The sequence below is a fragment of the Brucella sp. BE17 genome, from assembly GCF_039545455.1.
Lineage (GTDB): Bacteria > Pseudomonadota > Alphaproteobacteria > Rhizobiales > Rhizobiaceae > Brucella.
Window position 1 is genome coordinate 1310542 of sequence record NZ_CP154467.1, and the last position, 25844, is coordinate 1336385.

Here is a 25844-nt window from a genome sequence, read left to right on the forward strand (position 1 = left end):
CGCCGCAAATGACCGGGGCCTCATATGAAATATTTCCTCAAGTCACTTCTGATATTAGCGTTTTCACACGTTCTCCTGTTTTTCGACAGGGATATGCTGTCCTTTGCACAAACCAACACACAGGCATCTGCACCATCGTCCGAAGCCTTGGAACGCGAGGCTGGCCCCACCACAGACCGGATATGTCAGCTCATCGAAAAAAACGCGGAAGCTTATGGCATCCCGAAGGACTTCTTCGCGCGGCTGATCTGGAAGGAAAGCCGGTTCGACCATAAAGCGGTGAGCCCGGTGGGGGCCGAGGGTATCGCGCAGTTCATGCCCTATACGGCCAAAGAACGCGGCCTTGTCGATCCCTTTGACGTTGAGCAGGCCATTCCAGCTTCAGCGCGTTTCCTTGCCGACCTCAAGCGCAACTTCGGCAATTGGGGCCTTGCGGCAGCAGCCTATAATGCGGGATCGGGACGCGTATCGGGCTGGATGCGCTCCGGCGGTTTTCTGCCACTGGAAACGGAAGGGTATGTGCTCGACATTACCGGTGTCCCCGCTGACGATTTCGCTGCCGGAACCGAACTGGTCAATCGCCCGCTCGACCCAAAACTTGAATTTGCGCAAGCCTGCCGGCGTCTACCGATCATCCGTTTTGCTACCACACCGATGTCGCATATAAAACCGAAACCCTGGGGCATACAGGTCGCGGGCAATTTCAGGCGCAATGTTGCAGCCAGCCAATGGAGCCGCCTGCGCAAGCAGTTTTCCGCAGTCTTAAGCGGGCACGAGCCTGTTATCAGCCGTGTGCGCAGCCCTATCGGGCGACGCGGGATTTATGCGGTACGGATCGGGGCCGACAGTTCAGCGGAGGCCAACAAAATCTGCGGCAGACTTCGGGCAGCGGGTGGTGCCTGCATCGTGTCACGCAATCGTTAGAGTATATCTCCCATAAGTGAGAGCCGGTTATGGGGTGACTACCCAAAGCACGTATACGCTGCTGGCGGAAGCTTCGCTGAATGGCTCCTATTACTTGTAAAACAGCTACATATAAAGGATAGCCCAGCCCGTTTGACCTTGAATCAGCGTAGATTATAGAAATATTCAGAAAGATTGATCAACGTTACGGTTCTAAAAGAACCAAAGACAGACAAGCGAAAGAATCTGCTTGCCAAATATCGGTTCTTAGATCAGTCTTCACGTGTTCGGGCACTTAGCGAACAAATGGAAGACTGAAAGAACGGCGCGCCGGGGCCGCTATAAGCTCCGGGCCTGGGGGAAAATTCTAGGCAATGATCGGTTCCTTCCCAATGTCGAGAACTGCCTGCATAACCCTCTGTCGGGTGTGTGGTGCGCTTGACAGAAGCTATAATTCCATCGTTTCCAAAAAGCGATGGCGCCAAGGAAAAGGAACGGATCCAATGGCACAGACCGGACTGGTCAAATTCTTCAATAATGAAAAGGGCTTTGGTTTCATTAAGCCTGATGATGGCGGGGCGGACATCTTCGTTCATATCTCAGCCGTACAAGCTTCAGGTCTTACGGGTCTCGCAGACAATCAGAAGGTCTCTTACGAGACGGAACCTGATCGTCGCGGCAAGGGTCCCAAGGCTGTGAACATCACCGTCACCGATTGATGTTCAATATTTGACTTTTACGGCCCCGGTTCGCACCGGGGTTTTTTTATGGCTTTTGATATCTTTTAGTATCCAACACGATCGATAGAATGCGTTAGGCTTTTATCACTCCTCGCGATTGTTACGTTTGGCTGCATATATTTTACCGCCCGCTCCCACCGAAACTGCGCCTCGATCATTATTCAGCCTCCATTCATGTCGAAAGAGTTAATTCTTTCTTCATAGTCGTTGCGTTCGCCTCGGCAACACGCAGCACGAGTATCGCAGTTGAGCTTCAAAAGGAGCGAACCATGAATCGATTTGCGAAGACGGCTATTCTGGCCGTAGCAGCCATGGCAGCCGTTGCTGCTCCTATAGCATCCGCTTCGGCGGATTCCTGGGGCCGTCATGGATGGAACCGCGGCGGATGGGATCGGCCCTATCGCCACCATCGTCGCGACAGAGGGGCCGACGCACTTGCAGCGGGTGCCATCGGCCTTGCAGCTGGAGCGCTGATCGGCAGCGTACTGAGCCAACCGCAGCAGCCGACTTATGTCCAGCCTGCGCCGGTCTATGCACCGCCGCCACCGCCACCAGCCTATTATCCGCCAGCACCGGCGCGCGGCGTGGCTTATCGCGCAAGCTTTGAGCCCTGGAGCCGTGCATGGTACGATTACTGCTCCGACCGCTACCGCTCATTTAATCCGAGCACCGGAACCTACCGCGGTTACGATGGTCGCGATCATTTCTGCAATGCAAATTGATCAGCGCGTGAAATAAAATCAAAAGTCGCCCATCAGGGCGGCTTTTTTACTTCGTAAGGAATGGATTGCTACGGCGTTCATCACCAAGACGGCTACCGGGGCCATGCCCACAGATGAAGCCGATATCATCGCCGAGCGGCAGCAGCTTCTCTTCGATGGAACGCATGAGTGCAGTATGATCCCCGCCAGGCAAATCGGTGCGGCCGACCGAGCCGTTGAACAGTACATCACCAACAATGGCAAAGCGTGCTTCCGCGTCAAAGAACACGACATGGCCCGGCGCATGGCCGGGGCAATGCAGCACTTCAAAAACATGCTCTCCTAACGTAACCCTGTCACCCTCCTCAAGCCAGCGGTCGGGCGTTACATTGCGTACACCTGCGCCAATTCCATATTTCTGACCGGTCTCTTCCAGCGTATCGAGCAGAAACTTGTCATCCTTATGCGGGCCAATAATCTCGACACCGAGCGCCTCTTTCAGATCGAGCGCACCGCCGGCATGATCAATATGTCCGTGAGTGATCCAGATCGCCTCGATCTGGACATCCTGCGATTTGATCGCTGCAAGAATTTGCGCAACGTCACCGCCAGGGTCAACAACCACGCCTTTGCGGGTCTCGCCGTCGAATAGCACAGTGCAATTTTGCTGGAACGGCGTAACGGGAACGATAATGGCCTCTAGTTGGCCCATGCGAAAGCTCCATCAAATTAATCAGGCAGATTATTCAGGCGTGGCAAATGTAATCCACTCATAAAGGGCGTTCTGATACATTTGCAAGAGACTGGCAAACCAGTCCCGATTTCAGCCTTGCATCGACAGTATAAATAAAACGGGTGGCACAAAGCCACCCGTTCACCCCTCTCACGACACTCCGATATGAAAACGCAGCTTGAAAAAGACCATGCCTTTTTCAATGGCACCCTCTCACGCCTTGTTAGCCATAGAGTTCTTGATCAGGCCAGCAATAACGGTGAGAACGATACCGCCAATACCGCCCCCTGCCAGATCACCGGCGGTTCCGTTCAACAATCCGTCAAGCCCGCCACTGCTGAGTAACGGCAGAAGTTGTCCAAGGATCACACCACCGATACCTCCCGCTACGGAGTTACCTGCCGGACCAAGACTGACATTTTTGGCGGCACCTGCAACATTACCGCCAATTACACCGGCCACAAGCTGAAGAATGATAGGCAGTAGAGTTTCCATGTTTGTCACCCGTCTCTGTTTAAGATTATTCTAAAAACAAAATACAATTTCATCAGTATGATTGCTTTCGATTAAAGCGGATCCATATGCAACAAGACCCCAATACGCTTCAATACCCAATCAACCTGATTCCGACATGTAAATGATGATCCAAAACTTTTCTTTGTCAAACAATAAGCATTAGAATAACTAAAAAGCGGCCTGAAAGCCGCCTTTTTTCTGTTAAGAATGATTTATTCAGCCGCCCTTTTCCTGGGCTGGACTTCCTGCATATAGTCATTAAGCAAGGTGCTGGTAATATCCGCAGGCTTGAACAAATAGTCTGCGATCTGCGAAACAGGCGTAACTTCCGCCGCCGTCCCACAAAGAAAGCATTCCGAGAAGTCGGCCAATTCTTCCGGCATAATCGCACGCTCGATCACCTTGATGCCGCGCCGCTGAGCGAGATCAATGACAGTGCGGCGCGTAATACCATCGAGGAAGCAGTCCGGTGCCGGCGTGTGCAGTACACCATCCTTGACGAAGAAAACATTGGCACCGGTCGCCTCGGCCACCTGGCCGCGCCAGTCGAGCATCAACGCGTCGGCATAACCCTTGGCCTCTGCGGCGTGTTTGGAAATGGTGCAGATCATATATAACCCGGCTGCCTTGGATCGCGATGGCGCAGTGCGTGGATCAGGCCGGCAATATTCAGCAATGTCGAGACGAATGCCGCGCATCTTTTCCTGCGGTGAAAAATAGCTGGGCCATTGCCAGATCGCTATCGCCAGATGGATGCGATTTTGCTGTGCGGCCACGCCGAGCGATTGAGAGCCACGCCAGGCAATCGGACGTACATACGCGTCCTCGAAACCCTGCTTTTCGAGAAGTTCGCGACAGGCCGTATTGATAGCCTCGACGCTATAGGGAATTTCGAAGCCCAGAATGTGTGCCGATTGATGCAGGCGTTCGCTGTGTTCGTTCAGCTTGAAGATCTCCCCGCCATAGGCGCGCTCCCCCTCAAATACCGCGCTTGCATAATGAAGCGCGTGAGTGAGGACGTGAATCTTCGCATCCTTCCAATCCACAAACTCCCCATCCAGCCAGATAAACCCATCGCGTTGATCAAAAGAAATCTCCGCCATTGTTTTTGCTCCTCGAAGTGATTTCATAAAAATCAAGCCTCTTACGGCTTAATTCTGTGCGGCTAAATCGATATTACCGGGAAGATTGCAGCTTTTTCTGCATCATGACTGGCCTTTCAGCGCAAAATGCCTAGAGATCAGAGCGAATGGTAGCGCAAGCTGAAACCGGAGCCGGAATGAACAGAAAATAGTCCTCCCCAGCCTCTAGGCGAGATCGGCCAATGGAACCCGCCCTCCAAACGGATTTTAAAGGCGTAATTATCTCTCCTCAAAACAATGCTGGCGCAAACATTCTTCTGCAATGTACGGCCATGCTGAATGAAAATTATCCGGGCAATTGAATTATGTCAATAATACTGACATATTTACATTGCCAGAACGGAGCCCCGATGTGAATTTGACCAACGATATGAACTATGTCAGCAACCCACTGACGGATGACGAGGCCACTGATCTCGACATTATCGAACTCCTGTTCTTTTCCTATCGCGATTTCACCGCTGACCCCGATCTCATTTTGGAGAAAATCGGCTTTGGTCGCGCGCATCACCGCGTTCTTTACTTTATCAACCGCAAGCCGGGCATGACCGTGGCAGAACTTCTTGATGTTTTGCGCATCACGAAACAGAGCCTGTCGCGCGTTCTCAAGCAACTGATCGACACAGGGCACGTGGTGCAGGCGACCGGTCTGCATGACCGGCGGCATCGCAAACTTTATCCGACCAGAAGCGGGCGCGAGCTTACTCTGGCGCTGGCCCTGCCGCAGTCACGACGGATCGCCCGGGCATTGGAGGGCTACAGCGACCAGGAACGCATCGTCATAGAACGTTTTCTTTACAATATGGTCAATCCTGAGCGTCGTATGCAGATCGATGCGTTTTCGGGTCGGGATTGTCTGTAAAACTTAAAGTATTACGCTGCGTATCACTAATTGCTCGGATAAGGCAGAACACATGATCAGGCGAATGGACGCGCTCGCTTTCGCCCGATAATATGCATCTGATGCAATCAAGGATTGGGACAACCCAAACAAACATCCGCTCAATAGTGCCTAAGAAGACATATGAATTTGATAGGATCGAAGGACGCCATGGCTGGAGAAGAAGAACAGACACCCTCGGATGACGCGCCGCACCTGCTCGTTGTCGATGATGATAACCGAATCCGAAGCCTGCTTTCGCAATATCTGACCAATAGCGGCTTTCGGGTCACCATGGCGGCAAGTGCTGCCGAAGCACGGCGCAAGCTCGAAGGCATTGATTTCGACCTCCTGGTTCTCGACGTCATGATGCCCGGCGAAACCGGCGTATCGCTCACCCGTTCGCTACGCGAACAAAAGAACGTACCAATCCTGATGCTGACCGCTTTGTCGGAAACCGACAGCCGCGTCGATGGTCTGGCGGCAGGTGCTGACGATTACCTTCCCAAACCGTTCGATCCGCGTGAACTCACCTTGCGCATCAACAATATCCTGCGCCGGGGTGCGCCACTGGCGCAGCCGAAGATCGAACAGATCGTATTCGGCCCCTACACATTCTTTATCCCGCGCCGCGAGCTGAAAAAGGGCACTGAAACCATAAAGCTTACCGACCGTGAACAGGACATCATGGCGATCTTTGCCGAACGCGCCGGTGATACAATTCCGCGTCATGAATTGACCGGGCAGGACGGCGATGTCGGCGAACGCACGATCGACGTCCAGATCAACCGGCTGCGCCGCAAGATCGAGCAGGACCCCGCCAATCCGGTCTGGCTACAGACAGTGCGCGGCATCGGCTACAAACTCAGCATCGAATAGGTTGGCAGGCTTGATACGGCCTTACAATACCCGCCTTTTCAAGATGCTGAGCAACCGCAGGCTCGTTGGGACGTTCTGACACGATGACGCTCTGGAAAAAGCTCTCTCGTCACTTAGCGCGCATCATGCCGAAAGGGCTTTATGCGCGATCACTGATCATTATTATTGCCCCAATGGTGCTGCTTCAGTCGGTGATCGCCTATGTCTTCATGGAACGGCACTGGCAGATGGTGACGGAACGGCTTTCAACTGCTGTGGTGCGCGATATCTCTGCAATCATCGATATTCTGGAAACCTATCCGCAGGAACCCGGCTACGATAATCTGATCCGCATGTCACAGCAGCGCCTTGCGCTCAATATCTCGATTCTCCCACCCGACCCCCTCCCTCCTCCGGGTCCTAAGCCGTTCTTCGCCATTCTCGACTATTTTTTGAGCGAGGAAATCACCCGACAGATCAACAGGCCGTTCTGGGTCGACACGGTTGGCGATTCGGACCTCATTGAAATACGCATCAAACTCGAAGACAAGGTTCTGCGCGTCTTTGCACGGCGCAGTCAGGCCTATGCCTCCAACACCGGTATTTTCCTGACATGGATGGTGGGTACGGCTCTGGTCCTGCTGATCATCGCCGTTGCCTTCCTGCGCAACCAGATCAAGCCGATCCAGCAGCTGTCGGAAGCCGCCGAAAGTTTCGGCAAAGGGCGACCCATGCCGGAAGGTTTTCAACCACGCGGTGCGCAAGAAGTGCGCAAGGCCGGTATTGCCTTCATCCAGATGCGATCACGCATCGAACGCCAGATCGAACAGCGCACCGCCATGCTATCGGGTGTCAGCCATGATCTGCGCACCATCCTGACCCGTTTCAAACTGCAACTGGCGCTGACCGGAAACGCTATCGATACCGAACCGCTCAATCAGGACATTGCCGACATGCAGACCATGCTCGAGGGCTATCTCGCCTTTGCGCGTGGCGAGGGATCCGAAGAACCGGGCGATTACGATGTCCATCCGCTGTGTGAAAAGCTTGAAAATGAAGCGCGGCTGCGTGAACGTGGCTTCAAATATACGATTGTGGGCAACAGCCAGGTTCATGTTCGCCCCAACGCATTCTCGCGACTTGTGAGCAATCTGGTTTCCAATGCCTTCCGCCATGCACAGAACGTTGAACTGGCCATCGCGCATTCCGACGGCTGGCTAAACGTTGTCGTGGATGATGACGGACCGGGTATTCCAGAAGAACGGCGCGAGGATGTGTTCAAACCCTTCGTGCGTCTGGATGAAGCGCGCACACAGGATTCGGGTGGCACCGGCGGACTTGGCCTGGCAATTGCACGCGATATCGCCCGCAGCCATGGCGGTGACATCATGCTCGAAGACGCCCCCACTGGAGGGTTACGCGCCATCATCCGCATTCCCGCATGATAGGGTTTTAAAGCTTATTGAGATATTGCGCAGCCATATAGCCGAATGCCGTGGCGGCGAGACAGGCGAAGACGGACACACCGATATTGAGAAAGGCACGCCCCGGCATGCCGAGCCGCAGCAGCTCGAATGTTTGCAGGCTGAACGCGGAAAATGTGGTGAAGCCGCCGCAAATTCCAACCATAAAGGCCAGTCGCCAGATTTCAGGCAGCGCGAAGCGGCTTGTCGGCAAGGTCAGCATGGCGAAAAAACCGATGGCGAATGAACCAACTATATTAATGAAGATGGTGCTCCACGGCATATCGCGGCTGATGGGCATAAGCCAGAGCGTGCACCAGTACCGCAACAGGCTTCCAATCGCTCCGCCAACTGCCACAACAATCGATGCCTGCATCGGATATCCGTTCGCTGTTTCACGCCTCGCAAAATTGCATAAGGACAATGATCAACGCAAATCAGAAAAGTTTACCGCCATTGGGTACGCTCTTGTCGATGGCCGCCAGTACGACATCACCGGTGTCATCCGGCAGACCGAGCGTCAGAACCTCTGACATAAACGGACCGATCTGGCGCGGCGGAAAATTTACAACGGCAAGCACTTGTTTTCCGACCAGTTCGGCTGGATCATAATGCTTGGTGATCTGCGCTGAGGATTTCTTGATACCAATCGTCTCGCCGAAATCGATCTTTAGCTTGAAGGCGGGCTTGCGCGCCTCAGGGAACGGCACCGCTTCCACGATGGTTCCAGCGCGGATATCGACCTTCTCGAAATCATCCCATGTGATTGTCGTGCTCATTGCCAACCCCTTCAAGCCTCGTCAGGCGCGTCCGACCGTCTCGAACACCACGCTTTCAAGCGCCTCGCGTGCGCTGACGCCGGACCAGACGACGAACTGGAAGGCTTGAAAATAGGTCTCGCAAGCCTCCAGCGCGGCCGATAGCAGAACTTCCACCTGACGGCTGGTCGGCTCGACACCCCCTGCCAACAGCAGTGACTGGCGATACATGATCGCCCCTTCCTGCTGCCAGAGATCGAAATGCCCCATCAAAAGCTTTTCATTGATCAGCGAAAGCAGACGCATGACCTCGTTTACACGCGGCTCTGCCACTTTGATATCGAAGGCGCAGGCAAGATGCAGCGCCTCGAAATCTTCCATCCACGAAAACGAGATATGATAGTCGCTCCAGTTGCCTGCAACCGAGATCGCGATTTCATCATCGCCTGTCCGCTCGAATGACCAGTCGTTTGAATGCGCCACCTGTTCGATCACATCCACAGGATGCGCTTCGCGTGCGAATTCAAGCTCAAGAAGGCTCATGTCCATGTCCTGTTCTGGGAAGCCTCCGCAAAGAAAGCTTCCGAATTCCCGGCGCGCATAAGGCCCGCCTGCACCTGATTACATGCTAAAAGCGCAAAACAGGCACGAATTGATCGGTCGAGAAACCCGCACACCCCAAGGCATGCAAGCGCCTCAATGGCACACGCACATACGCAACTGATACTGGAAAGCAGCCTGAATTACGCGAAAACTAACTTTACTGCCCCTTGCCGCCCCTTCCATGACCCTCCGCCGTGATGGTTTCGAATCATGTAGTGTTTTCAGTCTATTGATGCTGAATCTGAACACCAGCCCCTTTTCAAAAAAGAGACATGAAAGCATGTGGAAACTTGCAAGAAGCCCGCAGCAACCCTTGTCTTAAGCGATTCTAAGACAAGGGTTTTTACCGCCTGAGGCCTGTTGATAAATAATCAGGAAATATCTTTGGATTTTGTCGAAGCAGACGAAGTTTTTGACGGTTTGGCCTCGGAAGCAGCCTCAAATTTGGCAAGACGTGCTTCCAGCGCTTCGATTCGTGCCAAAAGCGCACTGTTTTCTGCCCGTGCCTTGATCGCCATTTCACGCACGACTTCGAAGTCTTCGCGCTGAACGACATCAAGCGTATTGAGAACGCGTTCGCCCTGCGAACGCAACGCAGTTTCCACTTCACGGCGCACGCCTTGCGCAGCACCCGCAGCATCGGTCACAAGCTTGGCGAGTTCATCAAGAACCCGGTTCTGTCCGCTGGTCATGGCAATTTTCCTTGTTTTCGCTAGGAACACATCATAATTCCTGAATTTGAAATAGGGCCGTCCCGCCTCTGATGCAAGCACGCCTGTGCATAGTGATCAGATAAGCGACAAAATCGGCAATGCAGAAGCGCTTGACCGCTGCCGCTTCCTCCAGCATGTTCCGTGCCAAAATGGAGTGATTTTATGATAGAGACGTTGCTGCCCGCTTCGGCCCTCGCTTTTCCAAATATTGATCCGGTTATTTTCTCGGTTGGTCCGCTGGCAGTGCATTGGTACGGACTTGGCTATGTCGTGGGCATCCTGTTTGCCTGGTGGTATGCCAAGAAGCTCGTGCGCAATCACCGTCTTTGGGCAAACAACGAACCACCCATGGAACCCGAAGCACTCGATGATTTCGTCATCTGGGCAGCGCTCGGCGTGATTCTGGGCGGACGCATCGGCTACACGGTTTTCTACAATTCTTCTTATTACTTCGCAAACCCCCTGGAAATACCCGCCATATGGGATGGCGGCATGTCGTTCCATGGCGGCATCATCGGCGTCACGCTTGCCATGATGCTTTTCGCCCGTTCGCGTCAGATCGGTGTGTGGAGCATGTTCGATACGATTGCAGCAGGCGTTCCTGTCGGTCTCGGCCTTGTGCGCATCACAAACTTCATCAATTCGGAATTGTGGGGCCGGGTCAGCGATGCGCCCTGGGCGGTTTATTTTCCAAATGGCGGCCCGCTGCCGCGCCATCCAAGCCAGATTTACGAAGCTCTTCTTGAAGGGCTTGTGCTGTTCTTCGTGCTTTTCGCCTTCATCTGGGGTAGAAAAAAACTGAAAAAGCCGGGCTTCATCGCCGGTGTCTTCGTCACAGGTTATGGCCTCAGCCGCATCGTTGTCGAATTCTTCCGCCAGCCGGACGCTCAGCTCGGTTATCTTTTCGGCGGCTGGCTGACGATGGGTATGTTGCTCTCGCTGCCTATGGTGCTGCTTGGTCTGTGGGCCGTGTGGCGCGCCAACCGATCCGCCAGCCGAAATGCCTGATACGCCGCTCAAAGACCGGCTCAAACGGCTGATCGCCGCCACAGGGCCGATCAGTGTCGCCGACTATATGGCCACCTGCCTCGGAGATCCCGAGGCAGGTTATTACATAACGCGCGACCCCTTTGGGCGTGAAGGCGACTTCATCACGGCACCCGAAGTCAGCCAGATGTTCGGTGAACTGATCGGCATATGGGCTATCGGCATATGGGACGCGCTTGGGCGCCCTACAAATGCGGTGATCTGCGAAATCGGCCCCGGTCGCGGCACATTGATGAACGACATGCTGCGCACCATGGCAAAACTTGCCCCGCAGCTCGTCGCCTCTGCAAGCATCGCGATGGTTGAGACGAGTCCGCGCCTTGCCGATCTGCAAAAGCAAAAACTTTCTCAAAGCAGTGCGAGTATCGGATGGTTCGAGCGCTTCACAGACATTCCCGACGGACCGCTGATCCTCGTTGCCAATGAACTGTTCGACGCCATCCCCTTTCGCCAGTTCGTGAAATCCGGCGAGCGCTTCGTCGAGCGTATGATCGGCCTCGATAAAGGCGGCGAATTTCAATTCGTCAGCGGCGCTGCCGGTATCGATCCAGCGCTCCTGCCCGAAAACTACGCGCAGGCGCCTGAAGGCACGATCTTCGAAGCCGCCCCCGCCCGAACGGCGCTGATGCAGGAAGTCGCACGCCATATCATTGAGCAGCGTGGCGCAGCCCTTGCCATCGATTACGGCCATTTGCGTTCTGGCTTCGGTGATACGTTACAAGCCATGATCAAACATGACTATGACGACGTCTTCGCGCATCCCGGCATAGCCGACCTGACAAGCCATGTCGATTTTGACGTGCTGGAGAGAACAGCACGCGGGCATGGCTGCAAAACCCGCACGATGACGCAAGGGGAATTTCTGCTTGCCATGGGACTGATTGATCGTGCGGGACGTCTGGGTTCAGGGCGCGACAGCGCTTTTCAGGAGAAAATACGCAACGATGTCGAGCGGCTTGCCGCACCCGACCAGATGGGAACGCTGTTCAAGGTACTTGTCGCAGCCGATCCAGCCACACAGCTCATACCTTTCGATGCGACATGAGCGGAAAAAGCCCGATTGACAAGCAACAAACCGTCCCGCACCATCCCGCCGTTTGATAGAAAGCGCATATTGACCCGATGAACGAGAGTTTAAGAGATCAACCCCACCCACTTCTCTCTCGCTTGCTGGATGGTCAAGCCGGGCATAACGGGGCGCGCATAGCGCATGGCTTTTTCACGCGCAGAGGCGGCGTCTCGGAAGGCATTTATGCCGGGCTGAATGTTGGTGCGGGCTCAAATGATGCGCCAGAAAAGGTAACGGAAAACCGACGCCGCGTTGCGGATTTCCTCGGTGTAGCGCCTGACCATCTCATGACCGTACATCAGGTTCACTCGCCCGATGTCGTGCATGTGACCGGGCCGATCACGGGCGAACGCCCAAAAGCCGATGCCATGGTAACGAGCGTGCCGGGCATTGCGATCGGTGCGTTATCGGCGGATTGCGGGCCGGTGTTGTTTGCCGATCATGCGGCGGGTGTCATCGGTGCAGCCCATGCGGGCTGGCGCGGTGCGCTAACCGGTGTTCTGGAAAACACCATCGAAGCGATGATTGGCCTTGGAGCGCGACGGGAAAATATAGTCGCTGTCCTCGGCCCCACTATCGGCCCGGATAATTATGAAGTCGGATCAGAATTTCGCGCCGAATTCACGGCTAAAGACTCATCCTATACGAAATATTTTCGCACTTCGGGCAAGGAAGGCCACCATCTCTTCGATCTGTGGACCTTTATCACGGATCGTTTGACATCTGCGGGTGTCGAGGCGGATTGCTTACGCCAGTGCACCTATGCCAATGAAGACGAATTCTATTCCTACCGGCGAACCACCCACCGTAAGGAACCCGATTACGGGCGCCAGATCGCCGCGATTGCCATCATTGCAGATTGAGGAGAACCGCATGGCCCTTCATTTTGAGCCGGAAGAATTTGCCGCCCGCCGTGACCGCCTCATCCTGAAAATGGAAGAGGAAAAACTCGACGCCCTTCTCCTGTTTGCACAGGAGAGCATGTATTGGCTCACCGGCTATGACACATTCGGCTTCTGCTTCTTCCAGTGTCTCGTCGTAAAAGCCGACGGCTCGATGGTGCTGATGACGCGCTCTGCTGATCTCAGGCAGGCACGCCATACATCCAATATTGAAAACATCGTCGTGTGGACTGACCGTGACAATGCCAATCCGGCGGTTGACCTACGCAATATCCTGACGGACCTCGACCTGCTCGGCTGCCGCATCGGTATAGAATATCAAACGCATGGGCTTACCGGTGCAAATGCACGCAAGCTCGACGAACAGCTGCAAAGCTTTGCCAAACTCTTCGACGCTTCCGGAATGGTTGACCGCCTGCGTCTTCTGAAAAGCCCTGCCGAGATAGCCTTTGCGAAACGCGCGGCGGAACTCAGCGACGACGTACTTGACGCGGCACTTAAAGCAACACGCGCCGGTGCAAGCGAGGCCGACATATTAGCGGCGATGATGAGCGCTAATTTTGCAGGCGACGGCGACTATCCGGCAAACGAATATATCATCGGTTCAGGCGAAGATGCGCTGCTTTGCCGTTACAAGGCAGGTCGGCGCACGCTTGCTGCAAGTGACCAGCTTACACTCGAATGGTCCGGCGTGTTTCGCCATTACCACGCGCCAATGATGCGCACGATCCTCATCCGCGAACCATCGCAACAGCACCGCAAACTTTACGATGCGGCACGCGAAGCCCTTGAAGCGGTCGAAGCAGCCATGACCCCGGCCTCTACCTTCGGCGATGTTTTTGATGCCCACGCGCGCACGCTCGAAGCCCACGAGCTGACACGTCACCGGCTCAATGCCTGCGGCTATTCGGTCGGTGCGCGCTTCACGCCCTCATGGATGGACCCGCAGATGTTTTATTCCGGCAACACGGAAACCATCCAACCTGATATGACGCTGTTCGCGCACATGATTATCATGGATTCCGACAGCGGCACGGCGATGACGCTGGGGCGGACTTACCTCACAACCAATGGCGCTGCCCAGCCTTTGTCGCGTCACTCTCTTGATTTGCTCGTAACTTGATATCATTGTCAAATGGCTTGCGATCGGCGATAAATCCGCCTTTGCGAGATTCGCCTGTATTTTCAGGAGCATAAGCTGCCATGCGCACGAGCCGTTACGTAACAATCATATTGCTTGCCGGTTTTCTGACGGGCTGCAACAGCACGGAATCCGCATTAAACGTGCAGAATAGCCAGCAGACGGCAAAGAACACAGCGGAAAATACTGATCAAACCTCTGATCAAACCTCTGGCCAAAACATTGGGGAGAACACGGCCAGCAGCTCAGTGCAGCCCTCTGCGCAAACGGTAGGAACCGCGACAACAACAGCCACGCCTGCCCGCACCGCGACACTGAAACCAGGCAACCTCCACATTGCACCGATCGTCGGTGCGCCCGTCAGCGTGGTCACGCCACTCACCCATCGTATGAGCGACGATGCCCGCGCCAAAGGCATAAAGCTTGCAGGCAGTAATGATCCAAGCGCCGCTTATGTGATGAAGGGCTATTTCTCAGCGCTTTCCGAAGACAATCAAACGACAGTTCTTTATGTCTGGGACGTGCTTGACGCATCCGGAAACCGCCTGCACCGCATTCAGGGGCAGGAAAAAGTACAAGGTGCCAGCGAAGACTCATGGAGCGTGGTGCAGCCCGCCGCCATGCAGGCAATCGCTGACCGCACAATGCAGGAATATTCGAGCTGGCTTGCGGCAAATCGCGCATAAATAAGTTGGATAGAGGCAAGGAACTGAAATCGCTTGCTAAATCGAACTTTCAGTGCAAGCATCAATGGAAAAAAGCAGCCTTTTTGAGCAATTGTGACCATCGAGCCCTTGCAATGAGGGTGACTCTTTGCAATAGGCCGCGCATTCGAGAAAACCTTGTAAGCAGCGGCATTTAAGCGAGAGCCGGAAACGACGCAGCTTTAAAGTTTTTAGGACATTGCCGGGCCTGCTTCGTTGCGGCTCATGCCCGGAAAGAAGGATATCGTCCGGTTTCAGGACTTTTTGCGACAGATTGAAACCGCAAACCTATCGCATCGGCGTCAGAGGCAAAAAGAATGAAACTTTTCGCAGGCAATTCTAATCAGGCTCTTGCCGAATCCGTTGCTCAATATCTCAATATTCCGCTGGGCAAGGCGACCGTCCGCCGCTTTGCAGATCAGGAAATTTTCGTCGAGATTCAGGAAAACGTGCGCGGCGAAGATGTCTTCGTTCTTCAATCGACCTCCTATCCGGCAAACGATCACCTGATGGAACTTCTCATCATGATCGATGCGTTCCGCCGCTCCTCGGCACGGCGTATCACCGCCGTTCTGCCCTATTTTGGCTACGCCCGACAGGACCGCAAGCCCGGTCCACGCACACCGATTTCTGCAAAGCTGGTCGCAAACCTCATCACGGAAGCCGGTGCCAACCGTGTCTTGACGCTTGACCTTCATGCCGGACAGATCCAAGGCTTCTTCGATATCCCGACCGACAATCTTTATGCGGTTCCGGTTATCGCCCGCGATGTTAAGGCCAATTATGCGACGGGCAACTATATGGTGGTCTCGCCGGATGTTGGCGGCGTCGTCCGCGCCCGCTCGCTTGCAAAACGCATCGACGCGCAACTGGCAATCGTCGACAAGCGGCGCGAACGCCCGGGCGAGTCGGAGGTTATGAATGTCATCGGTGATGTATCCGGTAAGGATTGCCTGCTATTTGACGATATCGTCGATTCAGGTGGTACACTCTGTAATGCGGCAGAAGCACTTTTGGCCAAGGGCGCAAAAAGCGTCACAGCCTATATCACGCATGGCGTTCTTTCGGGCGGAGCAGTTGCGCGTATCGCGTCCTCCACGCTGAAGGAACTGGTGATTACCGACTCCATCCAGCCAACGGCCGCGATCAACGATGCATCGAATATCCGTGTTCTACCGATTGCAAGCCTGATCGGCGAAGCAATCGCCCGCACTGCAGCCGAAGAATCCGTATCAAGCCTGTTCGATTGATAAAAAAGACCGATTGAATTGAAAAGGGCCGCATCACGCGGCCTTTTTTCATTCGGCAGCGGCCTGTCCTTCCGCCTGCACATCCGGGGCATTCGGATCACCAGGCGCCGTTTCACAGCCAAGATCGGGGAAGTTGACGATGCGCATTCCCTTGAAATCATTGCGCACGACCAGAAGTCCGCGCTCCTCGAAATAGGTCAGCAAACGCCGCGCACGACTAATGGAATGCGTACCATAGGCGCGCGCCAATACAGCGTCCGATGGGCACAGGGCACCGGTTACGGCAGCCTGTGCCACGATCAGGAACACACCTTGCACGTCGTCGGTCAGACTTTCTGAAAGTGTGAGTGCCTGCTGCCACGTTTCGCTGGTGGCGACATTGCTTTCAATGCTTGCCTTCGCAACCGCCAGCCTGCGTCGGAAAGCAGGCAGCGCCAATGGCTCACCCGGAACGCGATGAATACGGCAGCGTACCAGAAAATCCTGATAAAGCACTGCGACGGAACGAAACGAGGCTTCTGGGTCATCGACGATCTCGCGCATGACCTTTTCCAGCAGCTCTTCACGCTCCGCTTCGGCAATACCGGGGAACAATGGTTCTTCGGCAGGCTCGCTTTCCGGCTTGGGTTTTGCCACCTGCGCCAGAATTTCCGCTGTCGATGGTGGTGGCGGCGGTGGCGGGCTGCGACGCACGACAGTGCGGATTTCTTCAGGTGCGGGTGTGAAAATCAGCTCGCGCGCGTCTTCAGGCGCATCAGGCAGCGGCATGAGTTTTGGCGACGACGAACGCGCCGAAGTCTCCACCGCCCCGATCTTGATCGGCAGCGGGCGGCGTGACAAAGCAGGTCCCAATGCCACGAAATGACCGCGTTGCAGATCGCGGAACATTTCAGCCTGACGGCGCTCCATGCCCAGAAGATCGGCTGCACGCGCCATATCGATATCGAGAAAGGTTCTTCCCATCAAAAAATTGGAGGCTTCCGCAGCAACATTCTTCGCAAGCTTGGCGAGACGCTGCGTGGCAATGACGCCTGCAAGGCCGCGCTTGCGCCCGCGACACATCAGGTTTGTCATGGCACCAAGCGAGAGTTTACGCGCTTCGTCCGAGACCTCGCCGGCTGCGGCAGGCGCGAAAAGCTGTGCTTCATCCACCACCACAAGCATCGGATACCAGTAGTCGCGCTCGGCATCGAAAAGGCCGCCCAGAAAGGCCGCGGCAGAGCGCATCTGCTGCTCGACGTCCAGGCCTTCGAGATTAAGCACCACCGACACGCGATGCTGGCGGATACGCGCGGCAATGCGGGTGAGTTCGGCTTCTGTGCGGGCCGCATCCACGACGACATGACCGTAAAGATCGGCCAATGTGACGAAGTCGCCTTCCGGGTCGATGATGCATTGCTGCACCCATTGCGCGCTTTGTTCGAGCAGGCGGCGCAGAAGATGCGACTTGCCGGAACCCGAATTGCCCTGCACGAGAAGACGGGTGGCCAAAAGTTCTTCGAGATCGAGCATTGCCTGCTTGCCACCGCCAAGCGCTGCTGCCGAGGCAGCCCCGCTTCCAGCACCAGACCCCATGTCGATACCGACCTGCATTTCGCTTCCTCGTGATCTTTGATTGCAATAATGACTCGACTATGAGCATTCGAGGCAGAGGCTTAACATTTTCGCAAGCGTCATTGCCAGCCACCAAAGGCAAAGCCCACAGAAGCTGTAAAATACGGCTGAAAAGCTTGCACCATAAAGCGCTTTCCTCTATAGCACCGCCATCCACGTAGACACCCTTGGAGGCAACGTGGAATGAAGCGGTCCAGCTTTTCACCTTTGTGAAAGGCTTTGGGGCTGTTTCATGCCGTTTTCAAAACGGTTCTCCAGTAACATCGAAAGGAAATGCCATGAGCGATTCTTACGTGCTCAAGGCCGATCTGCGTACCCGGGTTGGTAAGGGGTCCTCCCGCGAACTGCGTCGCAACGGCCAGATTCCTGCAGTCATCTATGGCGACAAGCAGGAGCCACTCCCTATTGCGGTTTCCTATAAGGAAATCTTCTACAAGATCCATGGCGGCGGTTTCAAAACCACAGTTGCCACGGTCGAAGTAGACGGCAAGAAAATTCAGGTTCTCCCCAAGGATTACCAGCTCGATCCGGTCCGTGACTTCCCGCAGCACGTCGACTTCCTGCGCGTATCAGCGAAGTCGGTCGTCACCGTGAATGTTCCTGTTCACTTCAAGAACGAAGAAGCAGCTCCCGGCATCAAGAAGGGCGGCGTTTTGAACATCGTTCGTCACGAAGTCGAACTGATCGTTCCTGCCAATGCTATCCCGGATGGTCTTGAATTCGACCTGACCGGCCTTGAAGTCGGTGACTCGATCCATATTTCGGCGACCAAGCTGCCGAAGGGTGCATCGACCGTCATTCAGGATCGCGACTTCACCATCGCCACCATCGCTGCACCGGCTGCATTGAAGTCGGAAGAAGGCGAAGCTGGCGAAGAAGAAGCCAAGACCGAAGAATAATCATTCTTCGCATCAAGGGGTTTGTGAACCATGCTGCTCATCGCAGGACTTGGCAATCCGGGCTCCCAATATGCGCATAACCGACATAATATCGGTTTCATGGCGGCGGATGAAATATTCCGCCGCCATCGCTTTTCAAACTGGCAGAAGAAGTTTCAGGCCGAGATTGCCGATGGTGTGATTGACGGCGAGAAAGTGCTGCTGATCAAACCGCACACTTTCATGAACCTTTCCGGTGAGGCCATCGGCAAAGCTATGCGCTTTTACAAACTTAGCTCCGCCGATCTCGTCGTGATCTATGATGAACTGGATTTGCATCCGGGCAAGCTGCGCCTGAAGACCGGTGGCGGTTCGGGCGGACATAACGGCATCAAATCCATTGACGCGCATATGCAGGCTTTTCCCGACGGCAAAGATTACCGCCGCATGCGACTTGGCATCGGGCATCCGGGTGCCAAGGAACTGGTGCATAATTACGTGCTCGGTGATTTCGCCAAGGCCGACAATGAATGGCTGGATGCGCTTCTCGGTGCCGTTGCCGATAATGTCGGAATGCTTGCTAAAACTGACGAGAACGGTTTTATGAACCGTGTGGCTTTGGCTATGGGCGATGGCAACAAGCGTCCCAATGGTTTCAAGGCCGACACGTCGCAATTGCAAAAAGCCCCAACCAAGGCGCAAAGTCATATCAGGCAGGCACGGCAGAACCAGAAGAAGCCGGGTATTCCTGAAAGCGGCCCTATGGCGGAAATGCTCAAAAAGCTGCTTGGCAAGAAAGACTAAACTATGAGCGATGTCGTTTATATGTTTGCCATGAGCCTTGATGGCTTCATCGCCAATGATGATGGCAGCTTTGACTGGTTGGAACAGTTTCCGCCAGATGACGGCTTCGGCTTTGATGAGTTCATGGCTGGCATCACCGGCATCGTCATGGGACGCGATACCTTTGATGTGGTTCGTTCTGTTGCGGAATGGCCTTATGGATCACTGCCAGTCGTTGTAGCCACGCATCAAAAATTTGACAATCTGCCAGCAAACACCGCCAGGATGGCTGGTACACCCGATGAACTGCTCGGGAAGTTGAAAGCCATGGGAGCGCATGGCCGCATATGGCTTATGGGCGGTGGCGATCTGGCGCGGCAATTTCTTGATGCTGGCCTGCTTGACATCATCGATATAGGAACTATTCCGGTCATACTGGGAAGCGGCAAACCGGCTTTCAAAAAATCATCACGCCACTGGCTGGATCTGCAATCCGCCAAGGCGCTTCATAACGGCGCCGTGCGCTCAATTTACCGCGTGAAGCGATAAAGGACGAATATCATGGGTTTCAAATGCGGCATCGTCGGTCTGCCGAACGTCGGCAAATCAACGCTTTTCAACGCGCTGACCAAAACAGCCGCCGCACAGGCCGCGAATTATCCGTTCTGCACCATCGAGCCGAATACCGGCGAAGTGGCCGTGCCCGATCCGCGCCAGAGCGAGGTGGCACGCATTGCCGGTTCCAAGGAGATCATCCCGACCCGCATCAACTTCGTCGACATTGCAGGCCTCGTGCGCGGCGCCTCCAAAGGTGAAGGGCTGGGCAATCAGTTTCTTGCCAATATCCGCGAAGTTGACGCCATCGTGCATGTTCTTCGCTGCTTCGAGGATGATGACATCACCCATGTCGAAGGCCGGATCGATCCCGTTTCGGATGCTGAGACTGTCGAAACCGAATTGATGCTGTCCGATCTTGAAAGCATCGAACGCCGCATCGTACAGATCAGAAAGCGTGCGACCGGCAAGGACAAGGAAGCGCTCAGCGTGCTTCCGATCATGGAAAAGGCGCTAGCGCTTCTCCAGAATGGCCAACCTGTCCGCCTGATGCTCAAAGACATTGCGCCGGATGATCTCGCGATCCTCAACGGCCTCAACCTTTTGACATCAAAGCCTGTGCTCTATGTCTGCAACGTCGCCGAAAGCGATGCTGCCAAAGGCAATGCGTATAGCGCCACTGTCGATAAAATGGCTGAGGAGCAGGGCGCGCAAACAGTCATCATCTCCGCGGCCATTGAAGCGGAAGTTGCCCAGCTTCCCGATGATGAAGCCAAGGAATATCTCGACAGCATGAACCTTGAAGAACCGGGCCTCGACCGTCTGATCCGTGCTGGCTACAAGCTTCTGGATCTTATCACCTATTTCACCGCAGGCCCCAAGGAAACCCGTGCCTGGACCATCAAGCGCGGCACCAAGGCGCCAGCCGCCGCCGGTGTCATTCACACCGATTTCGAGCGCGGTTTCATTCGCGCCGCGACGATTTCCTATGAGGATTACGTCAAGTATAATGGCGAGACCGGCGCAAAAGAAGCTGGAAAGTCACGCGACGAAGGCAAGGAATATATCGTCCATGACGGCGATGTGCTGCACTTCCGCTTCAACACCTGATACCATAAGGCCGTTCCATGGAGCGGCCTTTTTCATATTCGGGAGGAGACAGGATTGACTGATCAGACACCGAAGTTAGCCTATGAAGACTTTACGCCGGGGCTGAAACTGCCCTTCGGCCCTCGCATGGTCAGCAAGGAAGAGATCATCGAATTCGCAAGCGAATTTGATCCACAGCCCTTCCACCTCGATGAAGATGCAGGAAAGGCAAGCGTTCTGGGTGGTTTGGCGGCTTCCGGCTGGCATACAATGTCGCTTTTCATGCGCATGATCTGGGAGGCTTATCTCAAAGACTCAACCTCGCAGGGCAGTCCCGGTATCGATTTCAATCGCTGGAAACGTCCGGTTCTGGCAGGCGACACGCTAAGCGGCGTTTCAACCGTTCTTTCGCGACGGCGGTCGAAATCCATGCCACGTGTCGGCTTCCTGACCGTATATAATGAAATCGTCAATCAGCGCGGTGAAGTCGTCTGTGAAACCCAACACACCGCGATGGTTGCCTTGCGCAACCCTGAAGCGCAAGGGGATGTAGCATGAGTTTCCTTGAAGAGCATCTTGGCGAAGAGCACATCATTGGCAGCTACACGTTCAGCGCTGAGGAAATCATTCGTTTCGCATCAAAATTCGATCCGCAACCGTTTCATATGGATAGTGAAGCAGCCAAAAACAGCGTTTTCGGAGGTCTCTGCGCCTCGGGCTGGCATACGACAGCCATCTTCATGAAATTGAATGTCGCTTCTATTGTGGCAGCGACGAAAGACGCGATCGAACGCGGCGAAATACCACCCACTTTCGGCCCCTCGCCGGGGTTTGAAAATCTTAAATGGCTGAAGCCCGTTTTTGCCGGTGATACGATTACCTATAAACGCACCGTCCATGCCGTGCGCCCGCTTACATCACGACCGGGATGGTCGATGCTTTCCATGAGCACATCCGCTTTTAACCAGCATGCAGAAAAGGTGCTCTCCTTCGACAATTCCGCAATGGTGAAACTGCTTTCGTGAATTAGACCCGGCTTCAAATCCGGGCTTTCACTCAATCACCCTCAAATTCGACAAGCGTGCGCACCGGTACACCCAGCGCTTCGAGCTTTTTGCGTCCCCCAAGATCCGGCAGATCGATCACAAAACAGGCCGCAACGATTTCCGCGCCCATCTGCAAAAGCAGTTTTGCGGCAGCCTCCGCGGTCCCGCCCGTGGCAATCAGGTCATCGACCAGAATGACGCGTTCGCCCTTCTCTATGGCATCACGATGCATTTCCATTTCATCAATGCCATATTCAAGACTATAGGCGATGCGAACCGTATCGCGCGGCAGTTTGCCTTTTTTACGGATCGGCACAAATCCAGCCGAGAGCTGGTGCGCTATTGCACCGCCCAGAATAAAGCCGCGTGCTTCGATGCCTGCAACCTTGTCGACCTTGTTGCCGGCATAGGGATAGACCAGTTCGTCCACCGAGCGGCGGAAAGCCTGTGCGTCGCCCATAAGTGTCGTGACATCACGAAACTCTACTCCGGGTTTCGGATAATCCGGAATGGTGCGAATGGCATCCTTTAGACTGGCTTTTAACCCGGAGTCCATGAACGTCCCTTTCTACTGGAAAACTATTCGATGCCTTATGTTTTGAGGCGTTGGGTCTTTCAAGCATGATATCGCGTTCACGCCAAGCTTTTTGGCCAAGGAAACAGGCGGCCCACAGGCAAAAGAAAAGGCGCCCAAGGCGCCTTCTCTCGAATGTGTGTCTCAAAGCAGTTTAGTGCTTCACACCCGACCAGATCGAACGCTTGGCAATATAGGTAAGGCCAGCGAACAGAACGAGGAAGATGATAACGCGAAAACCGGTCTGCTTGCGCTGTTCAAGATGCGGCTCTGCAGCCCACATAAGAAACGCCGAAACATCACGTGCATATTGATCGACCGTTTCAGGCGAGCCGTCTTCATAGGACACTGCCTCGTCACTCAACGGTGGTGCCATGGCCAGCGACTTGCCCGCAATGAAATACGGGTTGTAATGCGTGCCTTCAGGAATATGCATGCCTGCTGGCGGCTGTTCGTTATAGCCGGTCAGAAGCGCGTGGATATAATCGGGTCCTGCTTCGGCATATTGCGTGAAAATGTCGAAGATAAAGGTCGGGAAGCCACGTTCAACCGCACGCGCCTTGGCAATCAGAGAAAAGTCCGGCGGAGCCGCACCATTATTGGAGGCAGCGGCTGCCGCTTCATTTGGATATGGTGACGGGAAATAATCCGTCGGAATGGCGTTGCGGGTGAACATTTCGCCATCCGCATTGGGCCCGTCCTGCACTTCATATTCGGCTGCAAAAGCTTTGACCTGATCGGGCGAATAGCCCAGCTCTTCCAGCGAGCGGAAGGCGACCAGTTCCATGGAATGGCAAGCCGAACAGACTTCCTTGTAAACCTTCAAACCGCGCTGAAGCTGGCCCTTGTCATAGGTGCCGAAAGGCCCGGAAAAAGTCCAGCTTTCCTGCTTTGGATGATGGATCGGAAAATGCTCCGGTTCAGCAGCATTTCCGCCTTCCTCAGCCGAGGCACCACCCATGGCAATCCCAAGTGCTACCAACGGAACAAGTCCAAGGGCAGCGAAACTCTTGAGGATGTTTTTCATTGTTACGTCCTTCATCTCTCGCTGTCAGGCCTTGATTTCCACAGGGGTAATCTCGGACTTGCCATGGCTCTTTTCCAGAACTGCTTCGGTGATCGAGTTCGGCAGACGCTTCGGCTTCTCGATCAGACCGATAACCGGCATGATGATCAGGAAGAAGGCGAAATAATAAAGCGTTCCGATCTGCGCCATGAAGACATAGGAGCCTTCTGCCGGACGCGATCCAAGCCAGCCGAGGAAGATGGCATTGACCACGAACAGCCAGAAGAACAGCTTGAACCACGGACGGTAAACAGCAGAGCGAACCTTCGATGTATCGAGCCATGGCACGACAAAAAGAATGGCGATGGAACCGAACATGGTCAGAACGCCGCCAAGCTTGGAATCGATCGGGCCGATATTGAAGGTGATGGCTCGCAGCATGGCGTAGAAGGGCAGGAAGTACCATTCGGGCACGATGTGCGAAGGCGTCTTCAGCGAGTCAGCCGGGATATAGTTATCGGCGTGACCAAGGTAGTTCGGCATATAGAAGACGAAATAGGCGAAGAACACGAAGAAGACCAGTGCACCGAACGCATCCTTGATGGTTGCATAGGGCGTAAAGGACAGTGTGTCGGTTTCCGACTTGACTTCAATACCGGTCGGATTGGTCTGGCCGGTGACGTGCAGCGCCCACACATGCAGGATCACAACGCCGACAATCATGAACGGCAGCAGGTAATGCAGCGAGAAGAAGCGGTTGAGCGTTGGATTATCGACCGCGAACCCACCGAGCAGAAGCTGCTGGATCGGCTCCCCGATCACCGGAAAGGCCGTGAAGAAGCCGGTGATAACGGTGGCTCCCCAAAACGACATCTGCCCCCAGGGCAGAACATAGCCCATGAAGGCAGTCGCCATCATGAGAAGGAAAATTACAACGCCTAAAATCCACAGCAACTCGCGCGGTGCCTTGTAGGAACCGTAGTAAAGACCGCGTGCGATATGAAGATAAACGGCGATGAAGAAGAACGAAGCACCATTGGCATGCATGTAGCGCAGGAGCCAGCCGGAATTGACGTCGCGCATGATCTTTTCGACCGAATGGAACGCGAGGCCCGTATCGGCGGCATAATGCATGGCCAGAACGATACCGGTCAGAAGCTGCGAAATGAGCATGAAGCTCAAAATACCGCCAAAGGTGTACATGTAATTGAGGTTACGCGGCGTCGGATAGGCAACGAAAGAATCGTAGACCAGGCGCGGCAAGGGAAGCCGCGAGTCCACCCATTTTTCGATGCCGGTCGTCGGCGTATATGTGGAGTGTCCACCACTCATATTATCTCTCCCCGAGACCTGTTTCAGCCGATCCTGATGACCGTATCGGAAGTGAATGCAAATTGCGGAATGTGCATGTTTTCCGGTGCCGGACCGCTGCGGATACGACCGGACGTGTCATAGGTCGAGCCATGGCAAGGACAGAACCAGCCACCGAACGAACCAGCTTCACCCAGCGGCACGCAACCCAGATGGGTGCAGACGCCGATCATGACGATCCAGTTTTCCTTGCCCTCACCTGCCGAGCGGGCAAGGTCAGTTGCTTCTGCGTCCGTTGCAAGATTGGCGTTACGGGCGTTGGTGTCCTTCAGGTCACCCATCGCGGTCGCCTTGGAATCGTCCACTTCCTTGGCCGTGCGGTTTCGAATGAAGACCGGCTTACCGCGCCATTTCACGGTCAGCGATGCACCTTCCGTGAGAGAAGAAACGTCAACTTCAATGGAAGCTGCCGCCAATGTCGAAGCGTCGGGCCGCATCTGGTCGATAAACGGCCATGCCAGACCGCCTACACCAACCACACCTGCCATTCCCGTCGCAATATACAGAAAATCACGCCGTGTCGGCTCAGCCGTGTCGTGTGCGCTCACGTGCCAGCTCCCTTGTAAACTGCATGTTCAATTGAATTCTCCCCTCGTCCGCATTTGCACTTACGCGAAAGCGCTCCCGCAAGTGCTGCAGGACGAAATTCCCTCTGTTCCACTATCCGATTTAGGCGTGTAAAAATCGCTTGTCCAGACATCAAGTTCCTATGACGGCACCATGTCGCAGGCTGATTTGGCTGTCTATTCCAGCAATTACCCAACAAAAAGACGGCCCGCTAAAAACGGGCCGTCAATATGCGGTT

The 25844-nt window shown here is 54.6% G+C and carries 30 protein-coding genes; 18 read left to right on the forward strand and 12 right to left on the reverse strand.

Going from position 1 to position 25844, the window contains the following annotated elements; genetic code table 11:
- Positions 1-24: 24 nt before the first annotated feature.
- From AAIB41_RS06355 to AAIB41_RS06365, 3 genes are all read left to right on the forward strand, one after another.
- Entirely contained in the window at positions 25-924 is a 900-nt protein-coding gene (locus AAIB41_RS06355; protein ID WP_343312426.1) for a lytic transglycosylase domain-containing protein, read from the forward strand.
- Positions 925-1406: 482 nt separating this feature from the next.
- Complete coding sequence (locus AAIB41_RS06360; protein ID WP_343312427.1) at positions 1407-1622, forward strand: cold-shock protein; 216 nt, start codon at positions 1407-1409, stop codon at positions 1620-1622.
- Between the two features lie 290 nt (positions 1623-1912).
- Positions 1913-2365, forward strand: coding sequence for a BA14K family protein (locus AAIB41_RS06365; RefSeq protein WP_343312428.1), 453 nt, complete (start codon positions 1913-1915; stop codon positions 2363-2365).
- 46 nt (positions 2366-2411) lie between these two features.
- Here the strand turns inward: AAIB41_RS06365 and AAIB41_RS06370 are convergent, their stop codons facing one another.
- The 3 genes from AAIB41_RS06370 to AAIB41_RS06380 form a co-directional block, all read right to left on the reverse strand.
- The gene (locus tag AAIB41_RS06370; protein ID WP_343312429.1) at positions 2412-3056 is read right to left on the reverse strand and encodes an MBL fold metallo-hydrolase; all 645 of its coding nucleotides are present in this window, start codon (positions 3054-3056) and stop codon (positions 2412-2414) included.
- Positions 3057-3290: 234 nt separating this feature from the next.
- The gene (locus AAIB41_RS06375; protein WP_343312430.1) at positions 3291-3572 is read right to left on the reverse strand and encodes a hypothetical protein; all 282 of its coding nucleotides are present in this window, start codon (positions 3570-3572) and stop codon (positions 3291-3293) included.
- A 233-nt stretch (positions 3573-3805) separates the two neighbouring features.
- Positions 3806-4696, reverse strand: a complete 891-nt coding sequence (locus AAIB41_RS06380) for a branched-chain amino acid aminotransferase (protein WP_343312431.1) — start codon at positions 4694-4696, stop codon at positions 3806-3808.
- Positions 4697-5087: 391 nt separating this feature from the next.
- Here AAIB41_RS06380 and AAIB41_RS06385 point away from each other — a divergent pair, with 391 nt between their 5' ends.
- The 3 genes from AAIB41_RS06385 to AAIB41_RS06395 all read left to right on the forward strand — a co-directional run bounded on the left by AAIB41_RS06385 (position 5088) and on the right by AAIB41_RS06395 (position 7918).
- Positions 5088-5597 carry a MarR family transcriptional regulator gene (locus AAIB41_RS06385; protein WP_343312432.1) on the forward strand — a complete coding sequence of 170 codons (510 nt, stop codon included), beginning with the start codon at positions 5088-5090 and terminating at the stop codon, positions 5595-5597.
- A 189-nt stretch (positions 5598-5786) separates the two neighbouring features.
- Complete coding sequence (locus tag AAIB41_RS06390; RefSeq protein ID WP_343312433.1) at positions 5787-6494, forward strand: response regulator transcription factor; 708 nt, start codon at positions 5787-5789, stop codon at positions 6492-6494.
- Positions 6495-6577: 83 nt separating this feature from the next.
- Entirely contained in the window at positions 6578-7918 is a 1341-nt protein-coding gene (locus AAIB41_RS06395) for an ATP-binding protein (RefSeq protein WP_343312434.1), read from the forward strand.
- Positions 7919-7925: 7 nt separating this feature from the next.
- Here the strand turns inward: AAIB41_RS06395 and crcB are convergent, their stop codons facing one another.
- The 4 genes from crcB to AAIB41_RS06415 form a co-directional block, all read right to left on the reverse strand.
- On the reverse strand, positions 7926-8312 hold the full coding sequence (gene crcB / locus AAIB41_RS06400) for a fluoride efflux transporter CrcB (RefSeq protein ID WP_343312435.1): 387 nt from the start codon (positions 8310-8312) through the stop codon (positions 7926-7928).
- A gap of 61 nt (positions 8313-8373) precedes the next feature.
- Complete coding sequence (locus AAIB41_RS06405) at positions 8374-8721, reverse strand: tRNA-binding protein (RefSeq protein ID WP_343312436.1); 348 nt, start codon at positions 8719-8721, stop codon at positions 8374-8376.
- Between the two features lie 15 nt (positions 8722-8736).
- Complete coding sequence (locus AAIB41_RS06410) at positions 8737-9237, reverse strand: YbjN domain-containing protein (RefSeq protein WP_343312437.1); 501 nt, start codon at positions 9235-9237, stop codon at positions 8737-8739.
- A gap of 431 nt (positions 9238-9668) precedes the next feature.
- Positions 9669-9989: an accessory factor UbiK family protein gene (locus AAIB41_RS06415; RefSeq protein ID WP_343312438.1), complete on the reverse strand. Its 321-nt coding sequence runs from the start codon at positions 9987-9989 to the stop codon at positions 9669-9671.
- A 183-nt stretch (positions 9990-10172) separates the two neighbouring features.
- On the opposite strand from AAIB41_RS06415, the gene lgt reads away from it, so the two are divergent.
- From lgt to AAIB41_RS06445, 6 genes are all read left to right on the forward strand, one after another.
- On the forward strand, positions 10173-11018 hold the full coding sequence (gene lgt / locus AAIB41_RS06420) for a prolipoprotein diacylglyceryl transferase (protein ID WP_343312439.1): 846 nt from the start codon (positions 10173-10175) through the stop codon (positions 11016-11018).
- A complete protein-coding gene (locus AAIB41_RS06425; protein WP_343312440.1) occupies positions 11011-12102 on the forward strand; it encodes a class I SAM-dependent methyltransferase in 1092 nt (363 codons plus the stop codon). The genes lgt and AAIB41_RS06425 overlap by 8 nt, the downstream gene beginning before the upstream one ends.
- A 77-nt stretch (positions 12103-12179) precedes the next feature.
- Positions 12180-12989 carry a peptidoglycan editing factor PgeF gene (gene pgeF / locus AAIB41_RS06430; protein ID WP_343312441.1) on the forward strand — a complete coding sequence of 270 codons (810 nt, stop codon included), beginning with the start codon at positions 12180-12182 and terminating at the stop codon, positions 12987-12989.
- A gap of 10 nt (positions 12990-12999) precedes the next feature.
- Complete coding sequence (locus AAIB41_RS06435) at positions 13000-14151, forward strand: Xaa-Pro peptidase family protein (protein ID WP_343312442.1); 1152 nt, start codon at positions 13000-13002, stop codon at positions 14149-14151.
- Positions 14152-14231: 80 nt separating this feature from the next.
- Entirely contained in the window at positions 14232-14855 is a 624-nt protein-coding gene (locus AAIB41_RS06440) for a hypothetical protein (RefSeq protein ID WP_343312443.1), read from the forward strand.
- A gap of 335 nt (positions 14856-15190) precedes the next feature.
- A complete protein-coding gene (locus AAIB41_RS06445) occupies positions 15191-16123 on the forward strand; it encodes a ribose-phosphate pyrophosphokinase (RefSeq protein WP_343312444.1) in 933 nt (310 codons plus the stop codon).
- A gap of 48 nt (positions 16124-16171) precedes the next feature.
- On the opposite strand, the gene AAIB41_RS06450 is transcribed toward AAIB41_RS06445, so the two are convergent.
- Positions 16172-17716: an ATP-binding protein gene (locus tag AAIB41_RS06450; protein WP_343312445.1), complete on the reverse strand. Its 1545-nt coding sequence runs from the start codon at positions 17714-17716 to the stop codon at positions 16172-16174.
- A gap of 299 nt (positions 17717-18015) precedes the next feature.
- Here AAIB41_RS06450 and AAIB41_RS06455 point away from each other — a divergent pair, with 299 nt between their 5' ends.
- Genes AAIB41_RS06455 through AAIB41_RS06480 form a run of 6 tightly spaced genes read left to right on the forward strand, consistent with a single transcriptional unit; the run spans position 18016 to position 22067 of the window.
- Positions 18016-18636 carry a 50S ribosomal protein L25/general stress protein Ctc gene (locus AAIB41_RS06455; RefSeq protein ID WP_343312446.1) on the forward strand — a complete coding sequence of 207 codons (621 nt, stop codon included), beginning with the start codon at positions 18016-18018 and terminating at the stop codon, positions 18634-18636.
- Positions 18637-18666: 30 nt separating this feature from the next.
- On the forward strand, positions 18667-19419 hold the full coding sequence (gene pth, locus AAIB41_RS06460; RefSeq protein WP_343312447.1) for an aminoacyl-tRNA hydrolase: 753 nt from the start codon (positions 18667-18669) through the stop codon (positions 19417-19419).
- A gap of 3 nt (positions 19420-19422) precedes the next feature.
- Positions 19423-19947 (forward strand): dihydrofolate reductase family protein, encoded by a 525-nt coding sequence (locus AAIB41_RS06465; RefSeq protein ID WP_343312448.1) that lies wholly within the window; start codon positions 19423-19425, stop codon positions 19945-19947.
- Positions 19948-19959: 12 nt separating this feature from the next.
- Complete coding sequence (gene ychF, locus AAIB41_RS06470; protein ID WP_343312449.1) at positions 19960-21063, forward strand: redox-regulated ATPase YchF; 1104 nt, start codon at positions 19960-19962, stop codon at positions 21061-21063.
- Between the two features lie 54 nt (positions 21064-21117).
- Positions 21118-21600 carry a MaoC family dehydratase gene (locus tag AAIB41_RS06475; protein WP_343312450.1) on the forward strand — a complete coding sequence of 161 codons (483 nt, stop codon included), beginning with the start codon at positions 21118-21120 and terminating at the stop codon, positions 21598-21600.
- A complete protein-coding gene (locus AAIB41_RS06480; protein WP_343312451.1) occupies positions 21597-22067 on the forward strand; it encodes a MaoC family dehydratase in 471 nt (156 codons plus the stop codon). Before AAIB41_RS06475 ends, AAIB41_RS06480 begins: the two co-directional genes overlap by 4 nt.
- 31 nt (positions 22068-22098) lie before the next feature.
- Here the strand turns inward: AAIB41_RS06480 and AAIB41_RS06485 are convergent, their stop codons facing one another.
- The 4 genes from AAIB41_RS06485 to petA all read right to left on the reverse strand — a co-directional run bounded on the left by AAIB41_RS06485 (position 22099) and on the right by petA (position 25587).
- Complete coding sequence (locus AAIB41_RS06485; protein ID WP_343312452.1) at positions 22099-22644, reverse strand: adenine phosphoribosyltransferase; 546 nt, start codon at positions 22642-22644, stop codon at positions 22099-22101.
- A 172-nt stretch (positions 22645-22816) separates the two neighbouring features.
- Complete coding sequence (locus AAIB41_RS06490; protein ID WP_343312453.1) at positions 22817-23689, reverse strand: cytochrome c1; 873 nt, start codon at positions 23687-23689, stop codon at positions 22817-22819.
- Positions 23690-23713: 24 nt separating this feature from the next.
- The gene (locus AAIB41_RS06495; RefSeq protein ID WP_343312454.1) at positions 23714-25000 is read right to left on the reverse strand and encodes a cytochrome b N-terminal domain-containing protein; all 1287 of its coding nucleotides are present in this window, start codon (positions 24998-25000) and stop codon (positions 23714-23716) included.
- A gap of 23 nt (positions 25001-25023) precedes the next feature.
- A complete protein-coding gene (petA, locus tag AAIB41_RS06500) occupies positions 25024-25587 on the reverse strand; it encodes a ubiquinol-cytochrome c reductase iron-sulfur subunit (protein WP_343312455.1) in 564 nt (187 codons plus the stop codon).
- Between the last annotated feature and the right edge of the window lie 257 nt (positions 25588-25844).

Bases quoted from the DNA above. Each gene is read 5' to 3' on its own strand.
- AAIB41_RS06355 (WP_343312426.1), top strand. From the start codon at position 25: ATGAAATATTTCCTCAAGTCACTTCTGATATTAGCGTTTTCACACGTT.
- AAIB41_RS06360 (WP_343312427.1), top strand. From the start codon at position 1,407: ATGGCACAGACCGGACTGGTCAAATTCTTCAATAATGAAAAGGGCTTT.
- AAIB41_RS06365 (WP_343312428.1), top strand. From the start codon at position 1,913: ATGAATCGATTTGCGAAGACGGCTATTCTGGCCGTAGCAGCCATGGCA.
- AAIB41_RS06370 (WP_343312429.1), bottom strand. From the start codon at position 3,056: ATGGGCCAACTAGAGGCCATTATCGTTCCCGTTACGCCGTTCCAGCAA.
- AAIB41_RS06375 (WP_343312430.1), bottom strand. From the start codon at position 3,572: ATGGAAACTCTACTGCCTATCATTCTTCAGCTTGTGGCCGGTGTAATT.
- AAIB41_RS06380 (WP_343312431.1), bottom strand. From the start codon at position 4,696: ATGGCGGAGATTTCTTTTGATCAACGCGATGGGTTTATCTGGCTGGAT.
- AAIB41_RS06390 (WP_343312433.1), top strand. From the start codon at position 5,787: ATGGCTGGAGAAGAAGAACAGACACCCTCGGATGACGCGCCGCACCTG.
- AAIB41_RS06395 (WP_343312434.1), top strand. From the start codon at position 6,578: ATGACGCTCTGGAAAAAGCTCTCTCGTCACTTAGCGCGCATCATGCCG.
- crcB (WP_343312435.1), bottom strand. From the start codon at position 8,312: ATGCAGGCATCGATTGTTGTGGCAGTTGGCGGAGCGATTGGAAGCCTG.
- AAIB41_RS06410 (WP_343312437.1), bottom strand. From the start codon at position 9,237: ATGAGCCTTCTTGAGCTTGAATTCGCACGCGAAGCGCATCCTGTGGAT.
- AAIB41_RS06415 (WP_343312438.1), bottom strand. From the start codon at position 9,989: ATGACCAGCGGACAGAACCGGGTTCTTGATGAACTCGCCAAGCTTGTG.
- lgt (WP_343312439.1), top strand. From the start codon at position 10,173: ATGATAGAGACGTTGCTGCCCGCTTCGGCCCTCGCTTTTCCAAATATT.
- AAIB41_RS06425 (WP_343312440.1), top strand. From the start codon at position 11,011: ATGCCTGATACGCCGCTCAAAGACCGGCTCAAACGGCTGATCGCCGCC.
- pgeF (WP_343312441.1), top strand. From the start codon at position 12,180: ATGAACGAGAGTTTAAGAGATCAACCCCACCCACTTCTCTCTCGCTTG.
- AAIB41_RS06435 (WP_343312442.1), top strand. From the start codon at position 13,000: ATGGCCCTTCATTTTGAGCCGGAAGAATTTGCCGCCCGCCGTGACCGC.
- AAIB41_RS06440 (WP_343312443.1), top strand. From the start codon at position 14,232: ATGCGCACGAGCCGTTACGTAACAATCATATTGCTTGCCGGTTTTCTG.
- AAIB41_RS06445 (WP_343312444.1), top strand. From the start codon at position 15,191: ATGAAACTTTTCGCAGGCAATTCTAATCAGGCTCTTGCCGAATCCGTT.
- AAIB41_RS06450 (WP_343312445.1), bottom strand. From the start codon at position 17,716: ATGCAGGTCGGTATCGACATGGGGTCTGGTGCTGGAAGCGGGGCTGCC.
- AAIB41_RS06455 (WP_343312446.1), top strand. From the start codon at position 18,016: ATGAGCGATTCTTACGTGCTCAAGGCCGATCTGCGTACCCGGGTTGGT.
- pth (WP_343312447.1), top strand. From the start codon at position 18,667: ATGCTGCTCATCGCAGGACTTGGCAATCCGGGCTCCCAATATGCGCAT.
- AAIB41_RS06465 (WP_343312448.1), top strand. From the start codon at position 19,423: ATGAGCGATGTCGTTTATATGTTTGCCATGAGCCTTGATGGCTTCATC.
- ychF (WP_343312449.1), top strand. From the start codon at position 19,960: ATGGGTTTCAAATGCGGCATCGTCGGTCTGCCGAACGTCGGCAAATCA.
- AAIB41_RS06480 (WP_343312451.1), top strand. From the start codon at position 21,597: ATGAGTTTCCTTGAAGAGCATCTTGGCGAAGAGCACATCATTGGCAGC.
- AAIB41_RS06485 (WP_343312452.1), bottom strand. From the start codon at position 22,644: ATGGACTCCGGGTTAAAAGCCAGTCTAAAGGATGCCATTCGCACCATT.
- AAIB41_RS06490 (WP_343312453.1), bottom strand. From the start codon at position 23,689: ATGAAAAACATCCTCAAGAGTTTCGCTGCCCTTGGACTTGTTCCGTTG.
- AAIB41_RS06495 (WP_343312454.1), bottom strand. From the start codon at position 25,000: ATGAGTGGTGGACACTCCACATATACGCCGACGACCGGCATCGAAAAA.